At 66.3% G+C, this 24,533-nt stretch carries 23 protein-coding genes; 12 read left to right on the plus strand and 11 right to left on the minus strand.

What is annotated here, in order from left to right; genetic code table 11:
* Nucleotides 1–14: 14 nt before the first annotated feature.
* Nucleotides 15–1,082, minus strand: coding sequence for an A/G-specific adenine glycosylase (locus ACED67_RS05455; RefSeq protein WP_395540558.1), 1,068 nt, complete (start codon nucleotides 1,080–1,082; stop codon nucleotides 15–17).
* 80 nt (nucleotides 1,083–1,162) lie between these two features.
* Here ACED67_RS05455 and ACED67_RS05460 point away from each other — a divergent pair, with 80 nt between their 5' ends.
* From ACED67_RS05460 to ACED67_RS05470, 3 genes are read left to right on the plus strand one after another with little or no spacing between them, the layout of a single operon-like run.
* Nucleotides 1,163–1,699, plus strand: a complete 537-nt coding sequence (locus ACED67_RS05460; RefSeq protein WP_395540559.1) for a DUF721 domain-containing protein — start codon at nucleotides 1,163–1,165, stop codon at nucleotides 1,697–1,699.
* 4 nt (nucleotides 1,700–1,703) lie between these two features.
* Nucleotides 1,704–2,351: a DsbA family protein gene (locus ACED67_RS05465; RefSeq protein ID WP_395540560.1), complete on the plus strand. Its 648-nt coding sequence runs from the start codon at nucleotides 1,704–1,706 to the stop codon at nucleotides 2,349–2,351.
* 8 nt (nucleotides 2,352–2,359) lie between these two features.
* Nucleotides 2,360–3,511: a CaiB/BaiF CoA transferase family protein gene (locus ACED67_RS05470; RefSeq protein ID WP_395540561.1), complete on the plus strand. Its 1,152-nt coding sequence runs from the start codon at nucleotides 2,360–2,362 to the stop codon at nucleotides 3,509–3,511.
* Between the two features lie 5 nt (nucleotides 3,512–3,516).
* Here the strand turns inward: ACED67_RS05470 and pip are convergent, their stop codons facing one another.
* Nucleotides 3,517–4,488, minus strand: coding sequence for a prolyl aminopeptidase (gene pip / locus ACED67_RS05475; protein WP_395540562.1), 972 nt, complete (start codon nucleotides 4,486–4,488; stop codon nucleotides 3,517–3,519).
* 53 nt (nucleotides 4,489–4,541) lie between these two features.
* Here pip and ubiG point away from each other — a divergent pair, with 53 nt between their 5' ends.
* Together ubiG and ACED67_RS05485 are read left to right on the plus strand one after the other, a co-directional pair.
* Nucleotides 4,542–5,282, plus strand: a complete 741-nt coding sequence (gene ubiG / locus ACED67_RS05480; RefSeq protein WP_395540563.1) for a bifunctional 2-polyprenyl-6-hydroxyphenol methylase/3-demethylubiquinol 3-O-methyltransferase UbiG — start codon at nucleotides 4,542–4,544, stop codon at nucleotides 5,280–5,282.
* 118 nt (nucleotides 5,283–5,400) lie between these two features.
* Nucleotides 5,401–7,395 (plus strand): S8/S53 family peptidase, encoded by a 1,995-nt coding sequence (locus ACED67_RS05485; protein WP_395540564.1) that lies wholly within the window; start codon nucleotides 5,401–5,403, stop codon nucleotides 7,393–7,395.
* A gap of 16 nt (nucleotides 7,396–7,411) precedes the next feature.
* Here ACED67_RS05485 and ACED67_RS05490 read toward each other — a convergent pair whose 3' ends face one another.
* Nucleotides 7,412–8,437, minus strand: a complete 1,026-nt coding sequence (locus tag ACED67_RS05490; protein WP_395540565.1) for a phosphatase PAP2 family protein — start codon at nucleotides 8,435–8,437, stop codon at nucleotides 7,412–7,414.
* A 296-nt stretch (nucleotides 8,438–8,733) separates the two neighbouring features.
* Here ACED67_RS05490 and ACED67_RS05495 point away from each other — a divergent pair, with 296 nt between their 5' ends.
* Nucleotides 8,734–10,380: an AfsR/SARP family transcriptional regulator gene (locus tag ACED67_RS05495; protein ID WP_395540566.1), complete on the plus strand. Its 1,647-nt coding sequence runs from the start codon at nucleotides 8,734–8,736 to the stop codon at nucleotides 10,378–10,380.
* Nucleotides 10,381–10,469: 89 nt separating this feature from the next.
* A complete protein-coding gene (locus ACED67_RS05500; protein ID WP_395540567.1) occupies nucleotides 10,470–11,333 on the plus strand; it encodes a YihY/virulence factor BrkB family protein in 864 nt (287 codons plus the stop codon).
* 6 nt (nucleotides 11,334–11,339) lie between these two features.
* On the opposite strand, the gene xylA is transcribed toward ACED67_RS05500, so the two are convergent.
* The 5 genes from xylA to ACED67_RS05525 all read right to left on the minus strand — a co-directional run bounded on the left by xylA (nucleotide 11,340) and on the right by ACED67_RS05525 (nucleotide 17,339).
* Nucleotides 11,340–12,641 (minus strand): xylose isomerase, encoded by a 1,302-nt coding sequence (xylA, locus tag ACED67_RS05505; RefSeq protein ID WP_395540568.1) that lies wholly within the window; start codon nucleotides 12,639–12,641, stop codon nucleotides 11,340–11,342.
* Nucleotides 12,638–14,074 carry a xylulokinase gene (gene xylB, locus ACED67_RS05510; RefSeq protein WP_395540569.1) on the minus strand — a complete coding sequence of 479 codons (1,437 nt, stop codon included), beginning with the start codon at nucleotides 14,072–14,074 and terminating at the stop codon, nucleotides 12,638–12,640. The genes xylA and xylB overlap by 4 nt, the downstream gene beginning before the upstream one ends.
* Nucleotides 14,074–14,847 carry an ATP-binding cassette domain-containing protein gene (locus ACED67_RS05515; protein WP_395540570.1) on the minus strand — a complete coding sequence of 258 codons (774 nt, stop codon included), beginning with the start codon at nucleotides 14,845–14,847 and terminating at the stop codon, nucleotides 14,074–14,076. The genes xylB and ACED67_RS05515 overlap by 1 nt, the downstream gene beginning before the upstream one ends.
* 11 nt (nucleotides 14,848–14,858) lie before the next feature.
* The gene (locus ACED67_RS05520) at nucleotides 14,859–16,181 is read right to left on the minus strand and encodes a sugar ABC transporter permease (RefSeq protein WP_395540571.1); all 1,323 of its coding nucleotides are present in this window, start codon (nucleotides 16,179–16,181) and stop codon (nucleotides 14,859–14,861) included.
* A 132-nt stretch (nucleotides 16,182–16,313) separates the two neighbouring features.
* Nucleotides 16,314–17,339, minus strand: coding sequence for a substrate-binding domain-containing protein (locus ACED67_RS05525; RefSeq protein WP_395540572.1), 1,026 nt, complete (start codon nucleotides 17,337–17,339; stop codon nucleotides 16,314–16,316).
* 215 nt (nucleotides 17,340–17,554) lie between these two features.
* Here ACED67_RS05525 and ACED67_RS05530 point away from each other — a divergent pair, with 215 nt between their 5' ends.
* Nucleotides 17,555–18,838: an ROK family protein gene (locus ACED67_RS05530; protein WP_395540573.1), complete on the plus strand. Its 1,284-nt coding sequence runs from the start codon at nucleotides 17,555–17,557 to the stop codon at nucleotides 18,836–18,838.
* 3 nt (nucleotides 18,839–18,841) lie between these two features.
* On the opposite strand, the gene ACED67_RS05535 is transcribed toward ACED67_RS05530, so the two are convergent.
* Both ACED67_RS05535 and ACED67_RS05540 read right to left on the minus strand, forming a co-directional pair.
* Nucleotides 18,842–19,234: a GFA family protein gene (locus tag ACED67_RS05535; protein ID WP_395540574.1), complete on the minus strand. Its 393-nt coding sequence runs from the start codon at nucleotides 19,232–19,234 to the stop codon at nucleotides 18,842–18,844.
* Between the two features lie 13 nt (nucleotides 19,235–19,247).
* Nucleotides 19,248–20,075 (minus strand): SDR family oxidoreductase, encoded by an 828-nt coding sequence (locus tag ACED67_RS05540; protein ID WP_395540575.1) that lies wholly within the window; start codon nucleotides 20,073–20,075, stop codon nucleotides 19,248–19,250.
* 116 nt (nucleotides 20,076–20,191) lie between these two features.
* On the opposite strand from ACED67_RS05540, the gene ACED67_RS05545 reads away from it, so the two are divergent.
* From ACED67_RS05545 to ACED67_RS05555, 3 genes are all read left to right on the plus strand, one after another.
* On the plus strand, nucleotides 20,192–21,664 hold the full coding sequence (locus ACED67_RS05545; RefSeq protein ID WP_395540576.1) for an AMP nucleosidase: 1,473 nt from the start codon (nucleotides 20,192–20,194) through the stop codon (nucleotides 21,662–21,664).
* A gap of 153 nt (nucleotides 21,665–21,817) precedes the next feature.
* Entirely contained in the window at nucleotides 21,818–22,105 is a 288-nt protein-coding gene (locus ACED67_RS05550; RefSeq protein WP_395540577.1) for an HU family DNA-binding protein, read from the plus strand.
* Nucleotides 22,106–22,173: 68 nt separating this feature from the next.
* Entirely contained in the window at nucleotides 22,174–23,046 is an 873-nt protein-coding gene (locus tag ACED67_RS05555; protein ID WP_395540578.1) for a DMT family transporter, read from the plus strand.
* A gap of 52 nt (nucleotides 23,047–23,098) precedes the next feature.
* Here ACED67_RS05555 and ACED67_RS05560 read toward each other — a convergent pair whose 3' ends face one another.
* The gene (locus ACED67_RS05560) at nucleotides 23,099–23,707 is read right to left on the minus strand and encodes a glutathione S-transferase family protein (RefSeq protein ID WP_395540579.1); all 609 of its coding nucleotides are present in this window, start codon (nucleotides 23,705–23,707) and stop codon (nucleotides 23,099–23,101) included.
* Between the two features lie 74 nt (nucleotides 23,708–23,781).
* On the opposite strand from ACED67_RS05560, the gene ACED67_RS05565 reads away from it, so the two are divergent.
* The gene (locus ACED67_RS05565) at nucleotides 23,782–24,486 is read left to right on the plus strand and encodes a helix-turn-helix transcriptional regulator (protein ID WP_395540580.1); all 705 of its coding nucleotides are present in this window, start codon (nucleotides 23,782–23,784) and stop codon (nucleotides 24,484–24,486) included.
* Nucleotides 24,487–24,533: the final 47 nt, after the last annotated feature.

Genomic DNA, 24,533 nt, shown 5'->3' on the forward strand with positions numbered 1-24,533 from the left:
ATTGCCCGCGCCGCTCAACGCGGCTTGATCGCCGCAGACGCAAGGTCAAACGCCTTGCGCATCACCGTGGGCAGGTCTTTGGGGCTGAAGTTGGCAAATGGCACCAATTCACCACGGTTGGGGTTCGCCTCACCCTCGGCCACAAGAACTTGCAGGGTCAGGTGGAAATGTGTGAAGGTATGGCGCACCTCGCCCGCCGCGCGCCACTCGGCCGGCGCAGGGGCTTCGCCGCCCGCGCCATCCCAGCCATCGCCCGGCAGGCCCCACATGCCGCCCAGAAGCCCGCGCTCGGGCCGCCGCTCCAGCAGCCATCCGCCGGGCAGGCGCAGCGCCCAGACCGTGCCTTGCCGCGTCGGCTTGGCCGCCTTCGCCACCTTGCGCGGCAGTTCGGCCTGCAGCCCGGCGGCGCGGCCCCGGCAATGGTCGATCAGCGGGCAGATGCCGCAGGCCGGACTGCGCGGCGTGCAGATCGTCGCGCCCAGATCCATAACCGCCTGTGCATGGTCGCCCGGCCGCGCCTGCGGCGTCATCAGCCCCGCCAGCCGCACAAGCTCTGGCTTCGCGCCCGGCAGAGGCGTTTCCACCGCGAAAAGCCGCGCCATCACCCGCTCGACATTGCCATCCACCACCACCGCCGGCTCGTCATAGGCAATCGCCGCCACGGCCGCCGCCGTATAGGGGCCGATGCCCGGCAGGTCCAGCAAACCCGCGCGATCGTTGGGAAATCCGCCCCGCACGGCCACGTTTCGCGCGCATTTCAAAAGGTTGCGGGCGCGGGCATAATAGCCAAGCCCGGCCCATTCGGCCATGACTTCGGCATCCTTCGCCGCCGCCAGGGCCGCCACATCGGGCCAGCGCGCGGTGAAGCGGTGGAAATAGTCGCGCACCGCCGCGACCGTGGTTTGCTGCAGCATCACCTCGGACAGCCAGACCCGGTAGGGGTCGGGCCGCACCCCTGCCAGCTTGTCCTGCGGCGCCACGCGCCAGGGCATCACCCGGGCGTGGCGGTCATACCAGCCCATCAGCAGCGCCTGCATCTGCGCCAGCTCTTGCCCGGAAATCATTTCGCCTGCGTCACGCAATCTTTATGCCCTGTTGCCCGCTGTTCACTGGCGAGACCTTCCGCTTGCGCTAAGATAGACTGCAATTGCGCAGGAACCAGATGGCAAAGACCCCTCTTCAGCCCCCTTCGGCCGAGCATCGCCGCCGCGGCTTCGAGCCGGCCTTCGGCCTCATGGCGCGCCAGCTGCGCCATGCGGGCGAGGCGCGGGGCTTTGCCGTGGCGCGTCTGGTGACCCATTGGGCCGAAGTGGCGGGGGAAGAGATCGCCCGTGTCACGATGCCCGTGAAAGTGGGGTATGGGCGCGAAGGCATGGGGGCGACGCTGACCCTGCTGGTGCAGGGCGCCCATGCGCCGATGATCGAGATGCAGAAGGACCGCCTGCGCGCCAAGGTCAACGCCGTCTATGGATATAACGCCATTTCGCGCATCATCCTGACCCAGACCGCCGTCACAGGCTTTGCCGAAGGCCAGGCCCAGTTCCAGCCCGCGCCAAAGGCGCCCGCTGTCCCCGACCCCGCCGTGCAGGCCCGCGCCCGTGAGACCGCCGATGGCGTCGGCGATCCGGGATTGCGCGCGGCGCTTGAACGGCTTGCCGAAAATGTCTTATCTCGCCGAAAGGCCAAGGAAGGAAACTGACCGCATGTTGACGATCAACCGTCGGGCGCTTGTCGCCCTGGCCGCAGCACTTGCCGCCGCGCAGGGCTTGCCCGCAGGGGCGCAGGAAACCACGCCGGCGCCCGATGCGCCCGCCGCAGCCGCGCCGGAGGTGAAGGATTTCTCGCTCGGCGATCCGAACGCGCCGGTGAAGATCACCGAATATGCCAGCTTTACCTGCCCGCATTGCGCGCATTTCCACGAGACGGTCTTTGGTCAACTCAAGACCAATTACATCGACACCGGCAAGGTCTATTTCACGCTGAAAGAGGTGTATTTCGACCGCTACGGTCTTTGGGCCGCACTGGTGGCACGCTGCGGCGGCGACCTGCGCTATTTCGGCATCCAGGACATCCTGTTCTCGACGCAGAAGGAATGGGCCGCGTCGGAAGATCCGAATGTCGTGGTGCAGAACCTGCGCAAGATCGGCCTGTCCGCCGGTCTGACCAATGAGGCGCTGGATGCCTGCATGGCCGATGCGCCGATGGTTGAGGCGATGGTCGCGCATTTCGAAGCCGGCATGAAGGCAGATAAGATCGAGGGCACGCCGACGCTGATCATCGATGGCGAGAAGCATCCGAACATGTCCTATGAGGACCTGAAGGCGATCATCGACGCCAAGCTGCCGGGCTGATCCCTGACATGACCGAAGCACCTCTGGCGGGAATCCGCGTTATCGAGCTTGCGCGGATTCTCGCGGGACCCTGGGCCGGGCAGATGCTGGCCGACCTGGGGGCCGAGGTCATCAAGGTCGAGGCGCCGGAAGGTGACGATACCCGCCGCTGGGGCCCGCCCTTCATCGACCGGACGCTGGCTGATGGCAGCGCCGAACGCAGCGCGGCCTATTTCCATTCCTGCAATCGCGGCAAGAAAAGCGTGACCTGCGATTTCCGCACCCCGGAAGGGCAGGAGATCGTGCGCCGTCTGGTGGCTGACGCCGATGTGGTGATCGAGAATTTCAAGGTCGGGGGTCTGGCGAAATACGGGCTTGACTGGCCCTCGCTGCAAAAGATCAATCCGCGGCTGATTTATTGCTCGATCACCGGCTTCGGCCAGACCGGGCCCTACGCCCATCGGGCCGGCTATGATTTCATCATCCAGGGCATGGCCGGGCTGATGAGCGTCACGGGCGAGGCCGAGGGTCAGCCGCAGAAAGTGGGCGTCGCGGTGACCGATGTCTTCACCGGCATCTATGCGGCAAATGCCATCCTGGCGGCGCTGGTGCAGCGCGGCCGCAGCGGGCAGGGCCAGCAGATCGACATGGCGCTGATGGATGTGGCGACGGCGATCATGGCCAATCAGGCGATGAACTATCTCGCCACCGGCACCGCGCCGAAGAAGATGGGCAATGCCCATCCGAATCTTGCGCCCTATGCGGTGTTCGATTGCGCCGATGGCTGGGTAATCCTGGCGACCGGCAATGACGGCCAGTATCAGCGGCTTTGCACCCTGCTAGGCTTGCCGGAAATGGCGACCGCCCCCGATTTTCTGACGAATGCCGATCGGGTCTCGCGCCGTGATGACATGACGTCCCGGCTGACCGCCGCGACGAAAACCTGGAAGATGGCCGATCTTCTGGTCGCCTGCGAAACTGCGGGCGTGCCGGCCGGGCCGATCAACGACATGGGTCAGGTCTTTGCCGATCCGCAGGTCGTGGCGCGCGGGATGCAGATCGCGCCGGGCGGCGTGCCGGGAGTGCGTAGCCCCTTCACCTTCTCGGGCGCTGCGCTGGCGCTTGACCGGCCCTCGCCCGGGCTGGGCGAGCATCAGGATGAAGTGCTGGGCAAGGGCTGAGGCCGCTACAGGCTGCGCAGCCCGTCCATCGCCCGCACCAGCGCCTCGCTGATCGCAGGTTCGCTCAGGGCGTGGCCCGACAGGCCAACCATTTCCAGACGCGCCTTCGGCCAACCCTGTGCCAGTTTCCAGGCGGAAACCGGCGGGCAGACCATGTCATAGCGGCCCTGCACGATGGTGGCGCCGATCTGCTCAATCCGCTTGCGGTTCGTCAGGATCCATCCGTCTTCGTCCAGAAAGCCGCTATTGATGAAATAGTGGTTCTCCAGCCGAGAGAAGGCGCGGGAATATTCCGCCGGTCCTTCGCCCACCATCCCCTCGTTCTGGATCGAGGCCAGCGCGTTTTCCCATTGCGCCCAGGCGCGGCCATGGCGGGTTTCCTCGGCCAGATTGCCCGAGAACAGGCGGCGGTGATAGGCGGCGATCAGGTCGCCGCGCTCCGCCTCGGGGATGGGCGCAAGGAACCTTTGCCACAGATCGGGAAAGAAAGCCCCGGCGCCGCCGCCATAGAACCAGTCGAGTTCGGCCCGGGTCATCAGGAAGACGCCGCGCAGCACCAGATGGCGCACCGCCTGCGGATGGCTGAGCGCATGGATCAGCGCCAGCGTCGCGCCCCAGCTGCCGCCAAAGGCGATGAAGCTGCCAATGCCCAGTTCGGCCCGGATGCGCTCGACATCGGCCACCAGATGCCAGGTCGTGTTGCCCTCGACCGTGGCATGGGGGCGGGACCGCCCGCAGCCGCGCTGGTCGAACAGCACGACGCGGTAATGCGAAGGGTCGAAATAACGCCGCATTGCCGGACTGCAGCCGCCGCCCGGCCCGCCGTGAAAGACGATGACCGGCACGCCATCGGGCTTGCCACATTGCTCGACATAGATTTTGTGGCCATCGCCCATGTCGATCACGCGCTGATCGAACGGGTCGATCGCGGGATAAAGGAACTCGACAGCGCGTTTTGGGCCTGACCTGTGATCCATGGCTGCACTATATACCGGCCAGTTGCGCTGTCGATCCGCTGAAAGGGAAGGTCATGGAGACGAACACCGTCGATCCCGCCGAAGTGGCGAAATTCCAGGCCATGGCCGAGGAATGGTGGGACCCGGCCGGAAAGTTCAAGCCGCTGCACCAGATGAATCCCGTGCGGCTGGACTATATCACCCGGCAGATCGCCGCCGAGTTTTCCCGTGACCTGACTGGGCCGAAGCCGTTTCAGCGCCTGCGCCTGCTGGATATCGGCTGTGGCGGCGGGCTTCTGTGCGAACCGATGGCGCGGCTTGGCGCCACGGTGATCGGAGCGGATGCGGCCGAGCGGAATATCCCCGTCGCGCGGCTTCATGCCGAGCAGTCGGGGCTGGAGATCGACTATCGCCACACCACGGCCGAGGCTCTGGCGGCGGCGGGCGAGCGTTTCGATGTGGTCCTGAACATGGAAGTGGTCGAGCATGTGGCCGATCCGCTGGTCTATCTGACCGCCTGCCAGACGCTCTTGAAACCCGGCGGGCTGATGGTCTGCTCGACGCTGAACCGCAATGCCAAGAGCTTCGCTCTGGCCATTGTCGGGGCGGAATGGGTGATGCGCTGGCTGCCCAAGGGCACGCATGACTGGCAGAAATTCATCACGCCGGACGAGTTATCTGATCTGATCCGCCGCGCGGGGCTGACGCCTGTCGACCGCAAGGGAATGGTATTCAATCCGGTCTCGTGGCGCTGGAGCCTGTCGGATCGCGACCTGTCGGTGAATTACGTTACCGCGAGCCTGAAATCCGCCTGAACGCTCCGGTGCGCAAAGGGGGGCGTGAATAAGCCGTCAAACCCCGTGCTTGCGGCAATTTCTCCGCGCAGGCCCGGTTCGCCCGTGTCAGGGTAGGGCAGCGCAGCAGGGGGCAGGCATGGACTGGCAGCCGATCACCACAGGGCTTGACCACGGCGGCTATGCGGCCTGGGAGGCGGCGGTCGAGGCCGCTTTGGGCGGGCCGGAGCGGTTTGTTCCGGTGCTGGCCCGGTTTCGGAAAAGACCGGGCCTCGGGCAAAGTCTGAAACAGGCCATTGCCGCTACGCTGGCCCTGCCCGATCTGGAATGGGCGCCGCATGAGCGCGACCTGCTGGAAACCGAACGTGCGCATCTGGGGCCGGGCTGGCCGCATGAGGTGCGCTTCGTGGCTTATGCACCACGCAGCTTTCTGCCTCAGGCCCCGGCAAGCTGGGAGATTCTGGGCATCGGCCCCGGTTTCCTGCCCACCGAACCCGCGCCCACCCTGGCCGCGCCGCAGGATTTGCTGGCCCTGCCCGGCACCTTGCCGGTTTCGACTCCCGTCATTGCGGTGATTGACGAGGGGATCGGTTTTCTGAACGCCCGCTTCCGTCGCACACCGACGACCACCCGTTTCCTTGCCGTCTGGCTTCAGGCGGCAGAGCGGCTGTTTCAGAACACCCTTCCTTCGGCCGATATCCAGCTTGGCCGCGTGCTGAGCGGGGCCGAAATCGACGGCATCCTCGCCTCGGGCCAGCGTGAGGCCGAGGCCTATACCCAGATCAACCGCGCGCTTTACCCTTTGCCCGACCGGGCCGCCACGGCGCGGCGGGTGGGCCATGGCTCGCATGTGCTGGATCTGGCAGCGGGCGCGGGCTTTGCCGAGGCGATGGCGCAAAGCCCGCTGCTGGCGGTGCAGCTTCCCCCGGCCTCAATCCGCGAGACGGCGGGGCGCCGGATGGAGGCGCATCTGGTGCAGGGGCTGCGCTGGGTGCTGGCGCAGGTGCTTGCCCTGTCGGACGGCGCGCAGGTGCCGCCCGTGGTGGTCAACCTGTCGATCGGTTCGCTGGCCGGGCCGGGCGACGCGACCGAGTTCCTGTCGGACTGGTTCGGATATGAGATCGCCCGCCACAAACGCATCGCCCCGGCCTCGCCCCTGCGCATCACCGCGGCCATGGGCAATGCCCGCCGCACCCGGCTGGTGGCGCGCGCCGAGGCGCGGATCGCGCGGCCGGTGAGGCTGGACTGGCGCATCCAGCCCGATGACCGCACGCCCAGCTTTCTGGAACTGCGCGTCGATACCCAGGCCCTGCCGGGGCTGACCCTGACCCTGACCCCGCCGCCCGGCGCGGGCCTGCCGCCCCTGACCGTGCCGTGGAGCGTCACGCGCGGCGGCTGGCGGGTCGTGACGCCGAACGGACCGGTCGCGGCGGTCAGTTTCCTGCCCGAATCCGGCCAGTCGCTCTGCCATATCGCCCTTGCCGCCTCGCGCCCCGAACAGCCCTTGGCCCGCGCTGCGCCGGGCCTGTGGCGACTTAGGCTGGCCAGCGCCGAGAATGAGCCGGTGCGCCTGATCGCCCGGGTCCAGCGCGACGATACGCCCTTGGGCCATGCGCCTTTCGGGCGGCAAAGCTGGCTGGATCATGTCGAGGGCTGGGCCTGGGATGGCGTGACCCGCGATTACAGCGATCCTGCGGGCAGTCCGGTCACGCGCGAGGGGACGGCGGTGTCCTTCGCCTCTTGCCCGGCGCCTGAAGTCTATCTGGTTGGCGCCCTGCGCCCCGGTCCTGATCCGCTGACCCATGCCACCCGCCGCGCCGCCGAATTTTCTGCCGAAGGCGTCACCATGCTTGCCCGGCCCGGCGAGGCGGCGGGGCCGATGCTTTCCGCCCCCGGCACAGCCCGCGGGTTCCTGGGCGGGATACGAGGGGCGGCGAATCTGTCAGGCGCGACCGCGCGTCTTGCGGGCACCTCGATGGCCGCACCCGCCGTGGCCCGGCGTCTGGTCGAGTACTTTCGCACCACGCCGCCCGCCGCGCGCAGCCTTGCGGCGGAACGGGCGGCGCTGGTGGGGCCGGGGGGCTGGTCGCCCGAAGCCGACCGCCGCCTGGGTCACGGGATGCTGACCGAATAAGACGAGCTGTGCGGGGTCAGGGTGTCGGCCCCGGCCCCCATTCCAGCACGGCGGCCCGCCACAGTTGCGGCAAGATGTGCCAGTCCTGCGCCTGCGCCATACGCGAGCTGTCGCGCCGCCAGCCGGTCGTGGTTCCGACCCCCAGCGCCGCCACCCATTTCGACAGTGTGAAATCGCCCACCCAGTCATCCGCCCGCGCGGCGAATTCCGGGATGGGCTGCGCCGTGCCACCGCCCAGGCAATGCGCAAGAAACCCCAGCGCCACAGACAGACCCAGAAGCGCGCCATGCGCCGAATCGACCGGGTAATGCACACCCGCCACCGTGCGGTTGTCGGCGATGCGCTGGGCTAGCCGGAACAGCATCACCGTGTCATCCGCCGCCGGCGCGGCCTCGGCCGCCGGGGTCAGCTTGTTCAGGATCGCGTCGATGAGCCCGGCATCGGGTGTGCCACGCCCCGACAGCCGAAGGGCGGCGATGGTCGTCGCCATGGCGAAAGACTCGGTCGCATGGCCTGAGGGATAGGCGGAATGGCCCGGCGTATCGATCACCGGCTGGATCTGCGGCGACAGGTCATAGGGCCGCAGGATCGAACAGAAATGCTTCATCCGCTGTTCCTGGCTGACCACCGCGTCATACATCGCCCCGATCAGCAGCGCGGTATAGCGGCGGCGGTTCAGGCCGAGCGATTGCTGGGCATTGAAAAAGCCCGCGATGCCATCGGTCTGGGCCAGGATCTCGGGCAGGCGGTCGGCGCGCAGGTCCATCGCGGCGCGCAATTCCACCATCTGCTCGGCGAGTTTGGCGGGCGAGGGCGGCAGGAGCGAGGTGATCTCTTCGGTCCCGTACAGCGAATAGCCGGTTCCGTTCGGGCGGACCGAGAACAGCCCCAGCGCCTCATGCGCCAGAACGGCGGCGCGGGGATAATCGGCCTGGCGCATCAGCCGGGTCAGATCGTCGGCGCGCGGCATCGCGGGCACGGGCACTGTGCCGTCCCAATAGCCCATCAGCGCCTCGGCCGTCAGGCCAAGGGCCGAGGACATGATCGGGCTTTCGCCGCCGCCATGCGAGCCATGCGATCCATGCGACCCGTGGGACCCATGTGAGCCATGGGAACCGTGCGATCCGTGTGAGCCATGTGACCCGTGTGAGCCATGCGACCCGTGTGAACCCATCAATGCCATGGTGCCCCTCCGCTATTTTCCCAGACCTTGCCGGGCTTTCGCGGCGCTGCAAAGAAGTCGCAGCATTCCTCTGCGGCGTTTGACGGCGTTTTCACGCAGGTTGAACCCGCCCGAAGCTGCGGTAAGCTGTTGACGACTGGGGGCAGGGTAGCGGGATGTTTGTTCGCCTCATCGGCGGGTTTCAGGTGCTGGACAGCGCCGGGCGCGATTGCACGCCGCGCGGGGCCAAGTCCCGCGCGCTTCTGGCCATGCTGTGCCAGACCCCGGACCGTCGCCGTGCCCGGCGCTGGCTGGAATCAAAGCTCTGGTCCGACCGAGGGGCTGAACAGGCCTCGGGCAGTCTGCGGCAGGCGCTGATGGAGCTGCGCAAAGCGCTGGGTGACTGCGCGTCGAAGGTGCAGGCTGATCGCGATTCCGTCTCGCTGGCCGATGTGGCGACCGATCTTGAAACCGATGCGACAGCGGCCGCCGAGGCGCTGGCCGCTGGCCGCGATTTTCTGGAAGGGATCGACATCGTCGACCCGGCCTTTCTGGACTGGCTGCGCGAGGAGCGCGCCCGTGTCGCGGCGGCACTAGGCGTCGGCGGTGGGTCTTCGGCCAGCGCCTCGCCACCCAGCGACAGCGCGCCGCCCTTCGTCATCACCCTTGGCTCTTTGCCGCCGGGTGCTGGCAGTTTCGCCGCGCGCGATCTTGCGCAGGCTATCGCGCGGCTGGTTTCGGAATTCGCCCATGTGCAGGTCTTCGGTGCCGGACCGGATGACCTGCCTGCCGATCTGCCGCGCACGGGGTTGGAGCTGCATCTCGAAGGGGCGCTGATCCAGGGCCGGGTGCATATGATGGCAAGCCTTGCCTTCCGCGCCACCGGCCAGACGGTGTGGAGCCAGCGCATCGCCGTGGAAGGGCCGCAGGACGTGGCCGAGGGTCTGGGCGACGTGCCCGCGCTGGTGTTCCAGGCCGCCGATGCCGCACTGTCGCAGATGCCCAGGCTGGCGCAGGCCGGGCCTGCCGGTGCGGCGCTTCAGGTCAATGACCTGATCGCCCGGGCCGTGGTCGAGATGTTCAGCTATGATGCGGTCCGGCTGCGTGCGGCTGACGCGCTTCTGGAACGCGCCGCGCGCCTTCTGCCCACGGGCCGCATCCATGCCTGGCGCAGCCTGGTCCGGCAGATCATGTTCGTCGAGCGGACAGAGGAGCCGCCCAAACGGCTTGAAAGCGAATCCGACGCTTTCGCGCGCGATGCGCTGGGCCGTTCCAACGGCAATCCTCTGGTGCTGGCGCTGGTCAGCCAGACCCGCGTCATGGTCGATGAAAACCCCGAGGCAGGCACGGTTCTGGCACGCGATTCTGTGCGGCTGTCGCCGTTCAATGCCTATGCGCATTGGTCGGTCGCCGCCGCGCATATCCGCCAACGCGACCATGCTGCTGCCTTGGCTGCCGCGCGGCGTGGCACAGAGATCGCCTCGCGCACCGCCTTTGGCCATTGGTGGGAGGCGCTGGCCGGCCTCGCGGCCCTGCGCGGTGGCGAATTCGGCAAGGCCGCGGCCCATTACGAAGCCGCCTTCTATCGCGCACCCAGTTTCCGCGCCGCGATGCGCCCGCTTCTCTATCTCTATCTTGAAGCGGAAGCGCCCGAGAAGGCCGCGCGCGTGCTCAGGGCGCTGCTACGGGCCGAGCCGGATTTTCACCCTGATCAGCTTCTCGATTCGGGTTATCCCGCGGTGACGCTGCGCCTGTCGGGTCTGGCGCAACGCCATGCCAGGACGCTGGCGCGCATGATCGAAAAATCCGGCACGGTGGCCTGACCGCGCCTTGCGGCAACGCACCGACCTTTTCCATCGGCCAGGCGCCGGCGCAAGTTGCACGCGCAGCAAAGGTCTGGGAAGCTGCCGCTATGATAAAGACGCTTCGGACCTTCTGGCATTTCATCGTCGCGGTTTGGACGCGGGTGGGCGACGGCCATTTCGGCCTGATCGCGGCGGGCGTGGCCTTCTATGCCATGTTCGCGGTCTTTCCGGGCCTGGCGGCCGTGGTGGCGATCTGGGGGATGGTGTCGGACCCGCTGGTGATCGCGGGCTATCTGGCAATTGCCGAGCGGTTCCTGCCGGTCGATGCGGCGCGGCTGATGCATGATCAGGTCATGGCGCTGTTGAACGCGCCGCGCAGCACGCTGGGCTGGGCCACCTTCCTGTCCTTCGCCGTCGCGCTTTATTCCGCCCGCGCCGGGGTTTCGGCGCTGATCCAGGGGCTGGACGTGGTGCATCGGACGCGGCCACGGGGATGGCTGTGGGGATGGGCGGTGGATTTCATGCTGACCGGCGCGCTGATCGGGGCGCTGATCGTGGCATTGGCGACCGCTGTTCTGGTGCCGGTGCTGCTGGCCTATCTGAACGACGGGACCGTTTCGGCCTGGCTGACCCAGGTGCTTCCCTGGGCGGTGATGTTCCTGTTCGTGCTGACCTGCCTGTCGATCCTCTATCGCTTCGGTCCCAATGTGCCGGGCAACGGCCGCAAGGGATGGTTCACCGTGGGCGTGCTGTTCGCCTCGGCGGCCTGGGCAGGGGTGTCGATTGGCTTTTCGATCTATCTGGCAAATTTCAACAGCTACAACCGCATTTATGGCTCGATCGGCGCCGTGATCATCCTGATGACCTGGCTCTATCTGTCAGTCTGGGCGATTCTGGTCGGTGGCGCGATCAATGCCGAACTGGAATCGCGCGCCCGCATCCACAGGCTGATGGGGCGCGCGAAAAGTTAGTCTGGCTCAGATATAGCGGTTCCAGAGGTTTTCGAGCCGTTCCTGGCGGCCCGATTTCGGCTCGGGCTCCAGCCCTTCCGCCGTCACGCGCGCCGCCGCTTCGGCCAGACTGCCCTTGAGCATCGCCTTGGCGGCCGGTGTTTCCCAGCCCGCGTAACGGGCGCGGCGGGCAGCTTCCAGCTCGTCCGCCTCATAGAGCTTCGCCGCCGCCTTGAGCGCGCGGGCGCAGGTGTCCATGCCGCCGACATGGGCCAGAACCAGATCTTCGGGGTCCAGCGATTGGCGCCGGATCTTGGCGTCGAAATTGGTGCCACCGGTGGTAAAGCCGCCCGCGCGCAGCACCTCGTAGAAGGCCAGCGCCTTTTCCGCGTGGTTGTTCGGGAACTGGTCGGTGTCCCAGCCCGACTGGTAATCGTTGCGGTTCATATCGATCGAGCCGAAGATGCCCAGCGAGGCCGCCAGCGCCAGTTCATGCTCGAAGGAATGACCGGCAAGAATGGCGTGGCCCTGTTCGATATTGGTCTTCACCTCGCCCTCAAGCCCGAAATCCTTGAGGAAGCCGTAAACCGTGGCCACGTCGTAGTCGTACTGGTGCTTTGACGGTTCCTGAGGCTTCGGCTCGATCAGAATCGCGCCCTTGAAGCCGATCTTGTACTTGTACTCCACCACTTGCTGAAGGAAGCGCCCGGCATGGGCGCGCTCGGCGCCAAGGTCGGTGTTCAACAGCGTCTCATAGCCCTCGCGGCCGCCCCAGAGCACATAGTTCTGCCCGCCCAGCCGATGCGTGGCATCCATATTGGCCTTCACCGAGGCTGCGGCATAGGCATAGACATCGGGATCGGGGTTCGTGGCCGCGCCCGACATCCAGCGCCGATGGCTGAACATATTCGCCGTGCCCCAGAGCAATTGGGTCTTGTGCTTGGCCTGCTTGGCCTCGAGATAATCGACGATGCCGTTCAGGTTCTTCAGGCTTTCGGCGAAGGTCGCGCCCTCGGGACGCACATCGGCATCGTGGAAGCAGTAGAAAGGCGCGCCAAGAATGTCGAACAGCTCGAAGGCGACATCAGCCTTGAACCGGGCAAGGTCCATCGTATCGCCGAACCAGGGCCTTTGCAGCGTCTGACCACCAAACGGGTCGCCTCCCGGCCAGGCAAAGCTGTGCCAATAGGCAACGGCAAAGCGCAGATGGTCCTCCATCCGCTTGCCCAGCAGGACTTCGTCGGGGTTATAGTGGCGGAAGGCGAATTCATTCGCGCTTTCCGGCCCTTCGTATCTGATCTGCGGGATGCCTTTGAAGAAGTCGGTCATTTCAGGTCCTTGATGGCAGTTTGCGCGGCGCGGAAGCGGGCGTGACCCGCATCGAAAGCCGCTGTAAGCGCGGTTTCAGGTTCGATGACCCGGGCGATCTTTGGCAGCGTCGCGATCTCGGCCCCGGCGCCGGTCTCGGCCATCAGCGCGAGCCGCGCCGCGCCGAAAGCGCCGCCGAAATCCCCCGCCACGGGCAGGGCGACCGGCACGCCAAGCGCGGTGGCGATCAGCTTGAGCCAGTAATCCGAGCGCGACCCGCCGCCCACGGCCAGCAGCGTGCCGATGCGGGTGCCGGTCGCGGCCAGCGCATCGCGGCTGTCACGGATCGCATAGGTCACGCCTTCCAGCACGGCCTGGGTCGCGGCCTCACGGTCGGTCGCATGTTCAAGGCCCGTAAAGGCGCCGCGGACCGAGGCCGAATTCAGCGGCGTCCGCTCGCCGCCCAGATAGGGCAGGAAGATCGTCTTGCCCGGCGCCTGCAGCGCGCCAAGACCGCCGGTCAGCGCGGCGGCATCGGTGCCCGCCAGCCGGGCGAACCAGTTCAGCGCATCGGTCGCGGCCAGGATCACGCCCATCTGGTGCCAGGTGCCGGGCAGGGCATGGCAGAAGGTGTGGACGGCGGTGGCCGGATCGGGCTGGTAGCCGTCATTTGCGGCGAAAAGCACCCCGGACGTGCCCAGGCTGACAAAGGCCTCGCCCGCGCGCACAACGCCCACGCCCACACCCGAGGCGGCATTGTCGCCGCCGCCGCCCGCCACGACCACGCCTTTCGGCAGGCCCCAGCGTGCCGCCAGCCCGTCGCGCAACTGGCCCGAGACCTGCGAGCCTTCGACGAGGGACGGCATGTGGCCGCGGTTCAGGCCCGTGGCGGCGAGAAGAGCCTCCGACCAGTCGCGCTTGCCGGTATCCAGCCAGGACGTTCCCGCCGCATCCGACATTTCGGCGACATGGCCGCCGGTCAGCCAGAGGCGCAGGTAATCCTTGGGCAGCAGGACCTTGGCGACCCGGTCCCAGATCGCAGGTTCATGGCGGCGCACCCAAAGCAGCTTGGGCGCGGTGAAGCCCGGAAAGACGATGTTGCCCGTGATGCGGCGGAACATCGGGTCGCCGTCCAGCTCGGCCGCTTCTTCATGGCTGCGGGTGTCGTTCCACAGGATGCAGGGCCGCAGCACCTGGTCCGAGGCATCCAGCAGTGTCGCGCCGTGCATGTGGCCCGACAGGCCGATGCCCCCGACCGCCCCCAGACCCTGCGCGGCAAGCTGATCCAGCACGGTCTCGGCCGCTGCGATCCAATCGGCGGGGCGCTGCTCTGACCAGCCTTCGGCGGGCCGCTGCACGGTCAGAGGGGCGGTCGCTTCGGCGATCACGGTCTGGTCGGCACCGATCAGGATGCCCTTCAGGCCCGAAGTGCCCAGATCAAGTCCGATATACATCAGGCAGCCACATGCGCGGGTTTCTTGCCCAGAATGATCATGCCCAGAATGTCGTCATCGGTGACCTCGTTCACATTCACCGTACCGACAAGCTGGCCGTTCTTCATGACGCTGGCCCGGTCGCACAGCTTCATGACCGAATGGATGTCATGCTCGATCAGGAAGATGCCCAGACCCTGGGCCTTCAGCTCCTGGATCAGCTCGGCCACCATCTGGGTTTCATGCGGGCCAAGCGCGGCGGTCGGCTCGTCCATGATCAGGATCTTGGCGTTGAAATAGACCGCGCGGGCGATGGCGACCGACTGGCGCTGGCCGCCCGACAGGGCGGACACAGGCACGTTGAACTTGCGGAAATTCGGGTTCAGGCGGCCCATGATCTTGCGGGTCTCGGCCTCCATCTGGGTGTCGTCGACGAAGCCTCCCTTGCCCACGATCTCGCGGCCAAGGAACAGGTTCGAGGCGGCGTCCAGATTGTCGGCCAGGGCCAGGGTCTGATAGATCGTCTCGATATTGTAGCTGCGGGCGTCGCGCGGGTTGCTGATCGTCGCCTGCTCGCCGTTGATATAGATTTGGCCGCTGTCGGGCCGATAGGCGCCCGAGAGGCATTTGATCAGCGTCGATTTGCCGGCGCCGTTATGGCCCAGAAGGCCCACGACCTCGCCGGGATATAGGTCGATCGAGACATGGTCGACGGCCTTGATCCCGCCGAAAGAGATCGAGATGTCGCGCATCTCGACCAGCGGCGTGCCACGGTTCGCGGTGGAAGCGGTCATGTCTGTCCCCCTTACTTGGCGCGCTTGCGATAGAGAATGTCGACATAGACGGCGATGACCAGAACGATCCCCACCACGATGTCCTGAATGGCGGCGTCGAACCCGATCAGGACCATGCCGGATTTCAGGCTTTGCATGACGAAGGCGCCGATGATCGCGCCATAGATCGTGCCGACACCCCCGGCAAGAGAGGTGCCCCCGATCACGGCGGCGGCGATGACATACAGTTCGTCCAACTGGCCAAGCGAGTTGGTGGCGCTGGTGGTGCGCGCGCTGGCGACGATGGCCGACAGGCCGGTCAGGAAGCCCATCAGGGCGAAGATCTTGACCGTCATCCAGCGCGTGTTGATGCCCGACAGTTCCGCCGCATCCGGGTTGCCGCCGATGGCATAGACATAGCGGCCAAAGCGGGTGCGGCCCATCAGAATGGTCATGGCAAGCCCGACCACGGCCAGGATCAGCAGCGGAATTGCGAAGCCATGGCTGATGAAAAGCCCGCCTTCGGGGATCTCGATCCCCTTCTCGGCGGCATATTGCTTCACGATGCCCACGGGCCAGGGATAGGCATTCACCACCAGCGTGGCACCGATCGCCAGACCGCAGCCCAGCACGGCCAGGAAGACCTCGGCCCAGACCGGGCGCAGCGGGAAACCATGCGACTTGCGCGCCTTGCGTCCCGCCGAGAGCATCCAGAGGATTGCGATGCAGACAAGCGCACAGACGATCCAGCTTCCGGTTTCGCCAATGGTGCCGCGCGGGCCACCGCCCAGCAGCGCGAAGGTCGTGTCGACCGGCGAGATGGTGACGCCCGAGGCGACCAGGAAGGCCATGCCGCGCCAGACAAGAAGCCCGCCCAGGGTGACGATGAAGGCGGGAATGCCGCGATAGGCGACCAGCCAGCCATGGAAGGCACCGATGGCCGTGCCAAGCACCAGACCGACGATGCAGGTGATCACCACGATCAGCGGATGACCAAGGCCCAGGATGCCGGGCAGCCACCAGACCTGCACGATCCCCATGATCATCGCGGTAAAGCCCAAAACCGAGCCGACCGACAGGTCGATATGCCGGGTGATGATCACAAGGACCATGCCGCAGGCCATGATGCCGACGCTCGCGGTCTGGACCGAAAGATTCCACAGGTTGCGCGGGGTCAGGAAGGCGCCGAAGCCGTTCACCGCCGCGCCATATAGGTGAAAGCCGATCCAGATCAGCAGCATCGCCCCCAGCATGCCCAGAAGGCGGGTGTCGATCTCGGTTGCGCGCAGGAATTTCTGAACCGGACTCAGGCCGGGGTCGGAGGCGGGATGCGGAACGGCGGGAGTATCGCTCATGGGGGCGTCCGGCATTGAATGGGGAAAGGGATGGGCGGGCGGCCGGGCGCGTCCGCATCTGCGGTCAGCCGGGTTGCGGGCCCTTCGAAACGGAAAACCCCCGGCGCCGTATGGGCGCCGGGGGACCGGAGGTTATTGACAGGCGGCCACGCCTTCCATCGCGCCTTCGCAGGCGGCTTCCTTGGTGATGTGGCCCGCGTCGATCACAAGGTTCAGCGTGTCCTTGGTGATCGGGGTCGGGGTCAGGAAGATGGCGCTCATCTCAACGCCCTTCTCGCCACCCGACCATTTCACCGCACCGGGAACCGCGTCCATTGCGGTGCCGCCGGCCAGAGCCACGGCGATTTCCGCCGCCGCCTTGCCAAGCTGGCGGCTGTCTTTCCAGACCGAGACGGTCTGGGTGCCGCGCGCCACGCGGTTCAGCGCGGCAAGGTCGCCATCCTGGCCGCCGACCGGAACGGTCAGGCCCTGCGCCGCAAGCGCCGCGATCACGCCGCCCGCCATGCCGTCGTTTTCGGCCAGAACCGCATCGACCGCATTGTTGTTGGCCGAGAGGATCTGCTCCATGTTGGTCTGGGCATTTTCCGGCTTCCAGCCATCCGAGAAGGCTTCGCCGACGATCTTGATCGTGCCCGCATTCACCTTGTCGCCGATGACTTCCATCATGCCTTCCAGCAGGAAGGCGGCGTTCGGGTCGCCCGGATCGCCCTTGATGATGGCGTAATTGCCATCGGGTTTCACCTTCGAGACTTCTTCGGCGATGATCTTGCCGACGCCCTTGTTGTCGAAGGTCAGGTAGAAGGCGCGGTTGTCCTCGATCAGACGGTCATAGCCAACAACCGGAATGCCTTCCGCCGCGGCCTTGTCGACCGCCGGTCCGATCGCGTCCTTGTCCATCGCCAGGATGATCAGCGCATTGGCGCCCTGGGCGATCAGCGCCTCGACATCGGTCAGCTGCTTGGCGGCCGAACCCTGTGCGTCCGCCGAAATATACTTATCGCCCGAAGCTTCCAGGGCCGCCTTGATCGCCGCTTCATCGGTCTTCCAGCGCTCTTCCTGAAAGTTCGACCAGGACACGCCGACGGTCAGGCCCTCGGCCAGCGCCGCCGACGAAAATCCGGCGGCCGTCACCACGGCCGCGAGAAAAATCTTCCGCATTGATACCTCCCGTTCGATACGGCCCGTCCACGGGACCGGTCCGGCAGATTCGCCGATACAGTCAAAATCCTGCCGATAATAATTTCAGTTGTCAAAATAAAAACACTGGGCGAAGCTGGCATAGCGTAATCTCTCATCCAGTTTTTGCTGCAACGCGGCGAAAAATGGGCGATCTCGCAATAGATTGGGACCTGTTTAGTTCGGGGATAAAAGAAATGGTGCCGCAGCTGCCAAAGGAAGGGGAGGGCGAGACGCGACGCGGCGTCGGGCCGCTGATTCCGCCCCTGACCGAAGGCCAGCGCCCGCTGCGCCAGCAGGTTTTTGACCGGGTGCGCGCGGCTGGTCTGATTCCCCGCGTCACGCTGGCGCGGCAGCTGACCGTTTCGCCCGCGACGATGACGACGATCTCGCAGGAACTGATCGAAGCCGGGCTGATCGAGGAAGTCGCCGCCCCGCGCGAGGCTGAAGGGGCAGGGCGCGGCCGCCCCGCCGTGGCGCTGGGCGTGCGGGCCGCCGCGCATCATGTGGCGGGGATGAAGCTGTCCGACCGCGAACATACGGCGGTGATCGTAGATTTCGCCGGCAACCTTGTGGCCGATGACGTGATCCCGCGCCGACCCGGTCCGATGACTCCGGCAGAATTGCTCGACGCGGTGGAGGCGCTGCTGTCCCGGGTGTGCGACAAGGCGGGGCTTGCGCGCAGCGCCCTGTCGGGCGTGGGTATCGGCGTGCCCGGATTTGTCGATGTGGCCGAGGGCATGGTCTTCTGGTCCTCGGTCCTGACCGAACGCGAAGTGCCCCTGGCCGCCAGCGCGAGCGCGCGGCTGGGCCTGCCCGTCACCATCGACAATGACGCCAATCTCGTCGCCATCGCCGAATTGTGGTTCGGCGCGGGCCGGGGTCTGTCGGATTTTGCTGTCGTCACCATCGAACATGGCGTCGGCATGGGGTTCGTGATGAACCACCGCATCTATCGCGGCTCGCAGCGGCTGGGAATGGAGCTGGGCCATACCAAGGTTCAGCTCGACGGCGCGCTCTGCCGCTGCGGGCAGCGCGGCTGCCTTGAGGCCTATGTTGCCGACTACGCCCTGGCGCGCGAGGCCAGCACGGCACTGAATTGGGGCCATAAGGAAAGCCAGCCGATCAATGTGCTGCTGGAAAGCCTCTACGACCATGCCAAGGCCGGCAATTCGACTGCGCGGTCGATCTTCCGCCGTGCCGGGCGCTATCTGGCGGTTGGCCTGTCGAATGTGATCAACCTTTTCGACCCCGAGCTTATCATCCTGTCGGGCGAGCGGATGCGCTATGACTACCTCTACGCTGCCGAAACCCTGGCCGAGATGGACAATCTGGTCATCGCAACCGGCCGCGCGCGCCCTCCGATCGAGATCCACGCCTGGGGCGACCTTCTCTGGGCGCATGGCGCGGCGGCGCTGGCGCTATCGACCCTGACCGATGCGATCCTGGCGCCCGGCAGCCGCGAGATTGCGGCGCAATAGCGCTTAGCCCTCGCTGCGCCCGTCACTTTCGCGGTTGTGGTCATAACGCCTTGTGCCGGGAAATTCCGGCAGCCAGGCCTCGCGCCGCACCATCCACAGCTCGTAGGTCGGCTTCAGCCGGTCGGGTTCGTCCAGCGTGCCCAAATTCACCCCGATCTCATCCTCGATATGGGCAAAGACCGGCGAACCGCAGGTCGGGCAGAAGCTGCGCCCGCCCCAGGTCGCGAAGGGGCCGGTGATCGTGACGGAGCTCTCCGGGAAGATGGCCGAGGCATGGAAGAGCGCGCCATGGTTCTTGCGGCAATCCATGCAGTGACAGATGCCGACGCGGTAGGGCTGGCCGGTTGCGACATAGCGCAAGGCCCCGCACAGGCAGCCGCCGTCATAGCGTTCCATGATCTTTCCCCCGTCAGTCCCCTGCCAGCAAGGCCGCCAGCCCGGCCCGGTAATCCGGGTAACGCAGGTTCACCCCAAGCTCTTTCTTGATGCGGTCGTTCCGCACCCGTTTCGATTCCGCATAGAAGCTGCGCGCCATCGGCGTCATTTCCGCCTCGTCATAGGCAATCGCGGGCGGCTCGGGCAGGCCCAGCAGGGCGGCGGCATGGCTGAGCACGTCTTCCGGCGGGGCGGGGTCGTCATCGCAGACATTGTACACCGCGCCGGGGTTGGGATGGCGGATCGAGGCTTCCAGCACCTGCGCAATGTCATCGACATGGATGCGGCTGAAGACCTGACCGGGTTTCAGGACGCGCCTTGCCGTGCCGTCGCGCACCTTTTCGAAAGGTCCGCGGCCGGGGCCATAGATGCCGGCAAGCCGGAAGATGTGCAAAGGCAGGCCGGTCTTCTGCCATTGCGCCTCGGCCAGAACTCTTTGCCGGCCGCGTTCGGTGCCGGGGGTGAGGGCTGTCGCCTCGTCGACCCAGCCGCCGTCATGATCGCCATAGACCCCGGTGGTGGACAGATAGCCCACCCATACGGGCCGCGCCCCGCAAAGGCCCGGCAGGGCGGCAAGAAAGGGATCGCCTGCCGCATCCGGTGCGGCCGCGGCGAGGATGTGTGTGGCGTCAGCCAGGGCAGGGCCAAGATCGCCGGGCCAGAGGATCGGTTCCACCCCCTGCGCAGCCAGCTCGTTCGCGCGGCTGCGGGTGGTGCCGATCACACGCCAGCCCTGCGGGATCAGCCGCCGCGCCAGCGCCGCCGCGCTATAGCCATGTCCCAGAGAGAGAAGGGTTTTCATGCCCACACTATCCCTGCGCCGCGCGGCAGCCGCAAGGCCGTCATCCAGCCTTCACTTGCGCCATGCCGCCGCATCGGGCATATCTGCGGCGATCAATCCCCGAAGGGAAGATCACCTTGGAAGACCTGCTTTATCTCCTGCCCGACCATCCGACGCCCGAAGATTTTTCCGATGCCGATGCCGCCGTCACACGGCTCGAAGAGCTTTACGCCCAATCGGTCGCCCATCTGACCCATGCCTTCAACGAGGCGTTGGCGAAGGGCCGTCCGGCGACCCGGATCCGCGCCTGCTATCCGGAAGTGCGCCTGACCGTCACCAGTTTCGGTGCCATCGACTCGCGGCTGTCTTTCGGCCATGTCAGCCAGCCCGGGACCTATTCCACCACGATCACCCGGCCCGACCTGTTCCGCCAGTATCTGATCCAGCAGCTTGGGTTGTTGATCCAGAACCATGGCGTGCCGGTCCGCATCGGCATCTCGGAAACGCCGATCCCGGTGCATTTCGCGGTGGCGGGCAATGCCGAACTGTCGGTGCCGCAGGAAGGCGTGCTCGACTTTCCTCTGCGCGACGTTTTCGACGTGCCGGATCTGGCAACCACCAATGACGATATCGTCAATGGCATGTTGTCGCGCTTTGCCGATGGATCGGCGCCCCTGGCCCCCTTCACCGCCCAGCGGGTGGATTACTCGCTCGCCCGGCTGGCGCATTACACCGCAACCGACCCGAGCCATTTCCAGAACCACGTCCTGTTCACCAACTACCAGTTCTATGTCGATGAGTTCGAGGCCTATGCCCGCGCCGCATTGGGCGATCCGGCTTCGGGCTACACTGCCTTCGTCGCGACCGGCAACCAAGAGATCACCACGCCGGGCGGGGTGATCCAGACCTTCGCCCGCCTGCCGCAGATGCCGACCTATCACCTCAAGCGCGCCGATGGGCAGGGGATCACATTGGTGAATATCGGCGTCGGACCATCGAACGCCAAGACGGCAACCGATCATATCGCCGTGCTGCGTCCGCATGCCTGGCTGATGGTTGGCCATTGCGCGGGCTTGCGCAACACCCAGGCCCTGGGCGATTTCGTGCTGGCTCATGCCTATCTGCGCGAGGATCACGTTCTGGACGATGACCTGCCGGTCTGGGTGCCGATCCCCGCCCTGGCCGAGATCCAGATCGCGCTGGAAGACGCGGTCGAAGCGGTGACCCAGCTTGAAGGCTATGAGTTGAAGCGGATCATGCGCACCGGCACGGTCGCCACGATCGACAATCGCAACTGGGAATTGCGCGACCAATCCGGTCCCGTCCGGCGCCTATCGCAATCGCGGGCGGTGGCGCTGGATATGGAATCCGCCACCATCGCCGCCAACGGCTTCCGTTTCAGGGTGCCTTACGGAACGCTGCTCTGCGTGTCGGACAAGCCGCTGCATGGCGAGTTGAAGCTGCCGGGCATGGCCAGCGCCTTCTACAAGACGCAAGTCAGCCGCCATCTGCTGATCGGAGTGCGCGCCATGGAGTCGCTTCGCGAGATGCCTGTTTCGCGGATCCACAGCCGCAAGTTGCGGAGCTTTGAGGAAACCGCTTTCCTCTAAACACGGCGAAATTCGCCTCAATTCCAGCCGAACCTGCGTTCCGGTCTTGATTTCAGACCCGAAAGCGGGCTTCTGGGCGCTGGCCCCGTAAATCGGGGGGTGGGCCGCGGCAAGGCGGCCCCAGAATCCGCGGAACAATAAAGGGATGCAAAAATGTCCAAGCCGATGACCAAGACCCAACTCGTGGCCGCCCTGGCAGATGCGATGGGTGCCGACCGCAAGACCGCTGGTGCAGCGCTCGACGCGATTGCCGCCGTGGTCGCCAAGGAAGTTGCCGCCGGTGGCGCCGTCACCCTGCCGGGCCTCGGCAAGGTCGTCTGCAAGGCCCGCCCCGAGCGTCAGGTCCGCAACCCGGCGACGGGCGAGACGATGACCAAGCCGGCCGACAAGCAAGTGAAGTTCGCCATCGCCAAGGCGCTGAAGGATGTGGTGAACGGCTGATCGCTGCTCACTGTTCCTGATCCGTGCGGGCCGCCCCCCAGGCGGCCCTTTTTTGTCGGAGACCCGTCTTGGATCTGCGTTCCGCCCTGATCGGCTTGATCTTCGTCTTCTTCTGGTCCTCGGCCTTTGCCACGGCGCGCATCATCGTGGCGGATATGGCGCCCCTGGCCGCGCTGGCCCTGCGCTTTCTCGTCTCGGGCCTTCTCGCGCTGGGCATCGCCCGCGCGTTGGGCCAAAGCCTGCGCCTCACCCGCGCGCAGGTCGTTCCGGTCGTGGTCTTCGGCCTGTGCCAGAACGCGCTTTACCTTGGCCTGAATTTCATCGCCCTTCAGCGGGTTGAGGCCTCGGTGGCGGTGATCATCGCGGCCACCATGCCGCTTCTGGTTGCGGCTCTGGCCTGGGCGATCCGGGGTGAGCGCCTGCCCGCCCTGGGCACGGCGGGGCTGCTGGCCGGGTTTGCCGGCGTGGCGCTGATCATGGTGCATCGCTTGCAGGGCGGGGCCGATCTGCCCGGCCTTCTCCTCTGTGCCCTGGGCGCGCTGGCGCTGGCCGTGGCCACGCTGACGCTGCGCGGCGCGGCCGCCGGGGGCGGCAACCTTCTGACCGTGGTGGGGATGCAGATGCTGGTCGGTTCGGCCGCGTTGGCGCTGGCGGCGCTTCTTTTCGAACCCTTCCGCTTCACGCCGACCCTGCCCCTGGCGCTTGCCTTTCTCTGGCAGGTCGCAGGTCCGGGGATCGCCGCCACGCTGATGTGGTTCTGGCTGGTTGGCCGCATCGGTGCCACCCGCGCCGCGACCTTCCATTTCCTCAACCCCTTCTTCGGGGTGGTCGCCGCCGCACTTCTGCTGGGTGAGCATATTTCGGCCTGGGATTTGGCCGGGGTGGCAGTGACGATGGCGGGCATCCTCGCCGTGCAATTGTCCCGCCGGACGACGGCCTGAACGGTCAGGGGGTCGTGTGCGACCGCGGCCCCCTAGTTGAGCTTCGACGAGGTCAGGCCGCGCGCCGTGCCGCGTCCTGCTCCAGCGCATGCAGCCGCGCGGGACGTGCCATGCAGCGTTCCACCCAGTCGCGGATCAGGGGATCGTCGGGGGTCGCGTCGCGGAACCAGGCATAGGGCGCGTGGACCAGAAGATCGGCGGCGGTGAAGTTTTCGCCCATCAGCCAGGGGGATTTCTCCAGGGCCGCCCGGATACGCGCCACTGCCGTCGGATGGTCGCGGAAGGTCGCGGTCAGGACCGGATGGCTGAGGCCTGCGAATTCGTGAATGATCACCGGCTCCAGGACGCCCTGATACCAGCTCAGCCAGCCCAGGAAGACACCCCAATCCGGTGTGAAGGGCGCGGGCGACAGGCCACTTTCGGGGAACAGCCCGCAAAGATGGGCGATGATCGCGCCGCGTTCGGTGATCAGCCGCCCGTCATGCACAAGCGCCGGCACCTTGCCTTCGGGATGCGGGTTCGCCTTGTCGCGCGCGCCGGTGCCGTCGATCCGGGGGATCGAGACGATCCGCAGATCAACCTTGTCGGCGATTCCCATCTCCTCGATCAGGGTGACGATCGCGGTCGAGCGACTTTGCGGGCTGTGGAACAGGGTCAGCATAGGCTTTTCTCCTTTTGTCTTGCGATGGGCCGGTTCTAGCGCCACCCTCCTGTCAGAACCCGTCAGGAGTCCTCATGGCCCGTGCCGACCGCCTGTTCCGCCTGCTGACCGTTCTGCGCACCCTGCCGCAGCCGGTGACCGCCGCAAGGCTGGCCGAGGAAACCGGCGTCTCGCCGCGCCAGCTTTACCGCGATATCGAGGCCCTGCGCGCGGGCGGCGCCTTGATCGACGGGGCGGCGGGCTATGGCTATACCCTGACCGAAGACCCCGCCCTGCCGCCGCAGATGCTGACCCGGCTTGAGGTCGAGGCGCTGACCCTGGGCCTCGCCGAGATCCGTCTGGCGGGCGATCCGGCCCTGGCCCGCGCCGCCGATTCCGCGCTGGCCAAGATCGTCGCCACCCTGCCCGATCGCGTACAGGCCCAGGCGCTGCATACCGCGCATCAGCTGTACCGCTACGAAACCCGCCCGCCCGTGCCCGCCCATCTGGCGCAGTTGCGCGAGGCAATCTGGGACGAGCGGGCACTGGACATCACCTATACGGACCGCGCGGGAAACCGCACCCGCCGCCGCATCTGGCCCCTGTCGATCGTCTTTCTCGACCGCTCGCTGATGTGTCTGGCGCAGTGCCGGCTGCGGATGGATTTCCGACGTTTCCACCTGGCCTCGATGTCCGAGGTGGAAGAGACCGGCGAGTCCTTTCGTCCGCGCCGCGTTGCCCTGCTGCGCGCCTTCCTTCAAGAGATGCGCAACCGGCCCGGCACAGGATCAAAACCTTAACAGAACGTGAATCTTGCTTCGTTAAGTCATTGAAAAAATTAGATCAT

It is taken from the genome of Neotabrizicola paludis (assembly GCF_044142105.1).
Lineage (GTDB): Bacteria > Pseudomonadota > Alphaproteobacteria > Rhodobacterales > Rhodobacteraceae > Pseudogemmobacter.

Bases quoted from the DNA above. Each gene is read 5' to 3' on its own strand.
- ACED67_RS05485 (WP_395540564.1), top strand. From the start codon at position 5,401: ATGGACTGGCAGCCGATCACCACAGGGCTTGACCACGGCGGCTATGCG.
- ACED67_RS05550 (WP_395540577.1), top strand. From the start codon at position 21,818: ATGTCCAAGCCGATGACCAAGACCCAACTCGTGGCCGCCCTGGCAGAT.
- ACED67_RS05565 (WP_395540580.1), top strand. From the start codon at position 23,782: ATGGCCCGTGCCGACCGCCTGTTCCGCCTGCTGACCGTTCTGCGCACC.
- ACED67_RS05495 (WP_395540566.1), top strand. From the start codon at position 8,734: ATGTTTGTTCGCCTCATCGGCGGGTTTCAGGTGCTGGACAGCGCCGGG.
- ACED67_RS05490 (WP_395540565.1), bottom strand. From the start codon at position 8,437: ATGTCCTCGGCCCTTGGCCTGACGGCCGAGGCGCTGATGGGCTATTGG.
- ACED67_RS05500 (WP_395540567.1), top strand. From the start codon at position 10,470: ATGATAAAGACGCTTCGGACCTTCTGGCATTTCATCGTCGCGGTTTGG.
- ACED67_RS05520 (WP_395540571.1), bottom strand. From the start codon at position 16,181: ATGAGCGATACTCCCGCCGTTCCGCATCCCGCCTCCGACCCCGGCCTG.
- xylA (WP_395540568.1), bottom strand. From the start codon at position 12,641: ATGACCGACTTCTTCAAAGGCATCCCGCAGATCAGATACGAAGGGCCG.
- ACED67_RS05530 (WP_395540573.1), top strand. From the start codon at position 17,555: ATGGTGCCGCAGCTGCCAAAGGAAGGGGAGGGCGAGACGCGACGCGGC.
- pip (WP_395540562.1), bottom strand. From the start codon at position 4,488: ATGGATCACAGGTCAGGCCCAAAACGCGCTGTCGAGTTCCTTTATCCC.
- ACED67_RS05535 (WP_395540574.1), bottom strand. From the start codon at position 19,234: ATGGAACGCTATGACGGCGGCTGCCTGTGCGGGGCCTTGCGCTATGTC.
- ACED67_RS05465 (WP_395540560.1), top strand. From the start codon at position 1,704: ATGTTGACGATCAACCGTCGGGCGCTTGTCGCCCTGGCCGCAGCACTT.
- ACED67_RS05525 (WP_395540572.1), bottom strand. From the start codon at position 17,339: ATGCGGAAGATTTTTCTCGCGGCCGTGGTGACGGCCGCCGGATTTTCG.
- ACED67_RS05515 (WP_395540570.1), bottom strand. From the start codon at position 14,847: ATGACCGCTTCCACCGCGAACCGTGGCACGCCGCTGGTCGAGATGCGC.
- ubiG (WP_395540563.1), top strand. From the start codon at position 4,542: ATGGAGACGAACACCGTCGATCCCGCCGAAGTGGCGAAATTCCAGGCC.
- ACED67_RS05470 (WP_395540561.1), top strand. From the start codon at position 2,360: ATGACCGAAGCACCTCTGGCGGGAATCCGCGTTATCGAGCTTGCGCGG.
- xylB (WP_395540569.1), bottom strand. From the start codon at position 14,074: ATGTATATCGGACTTGATCTGGGCACTTCGGGCCTGAAGGGCATCCTG.
- ACED67_RS05460 (WP_395540559.1), top strand. From the start codon at position 1,163: ATGGCAAAGACCCCTCTTCAGCCCCCTTCGGCCGAGCATCGCCGCCGC.
- ACED67_RS05560 (WP_395540579.1), bottom strand. From the start codon at position 23,707: ATGCTGACCCTGTTCCACAGCCCGCAAAGTCGCTCGACCGCGATCGTC.
- ACED67_RS05540 (WP_395540575.1), bottom strand. From the start codon at position 20,075: ATGAAAACCCTTCTCTCTCTGGGACATGGCTATAGCGCGGCGGCGCTG.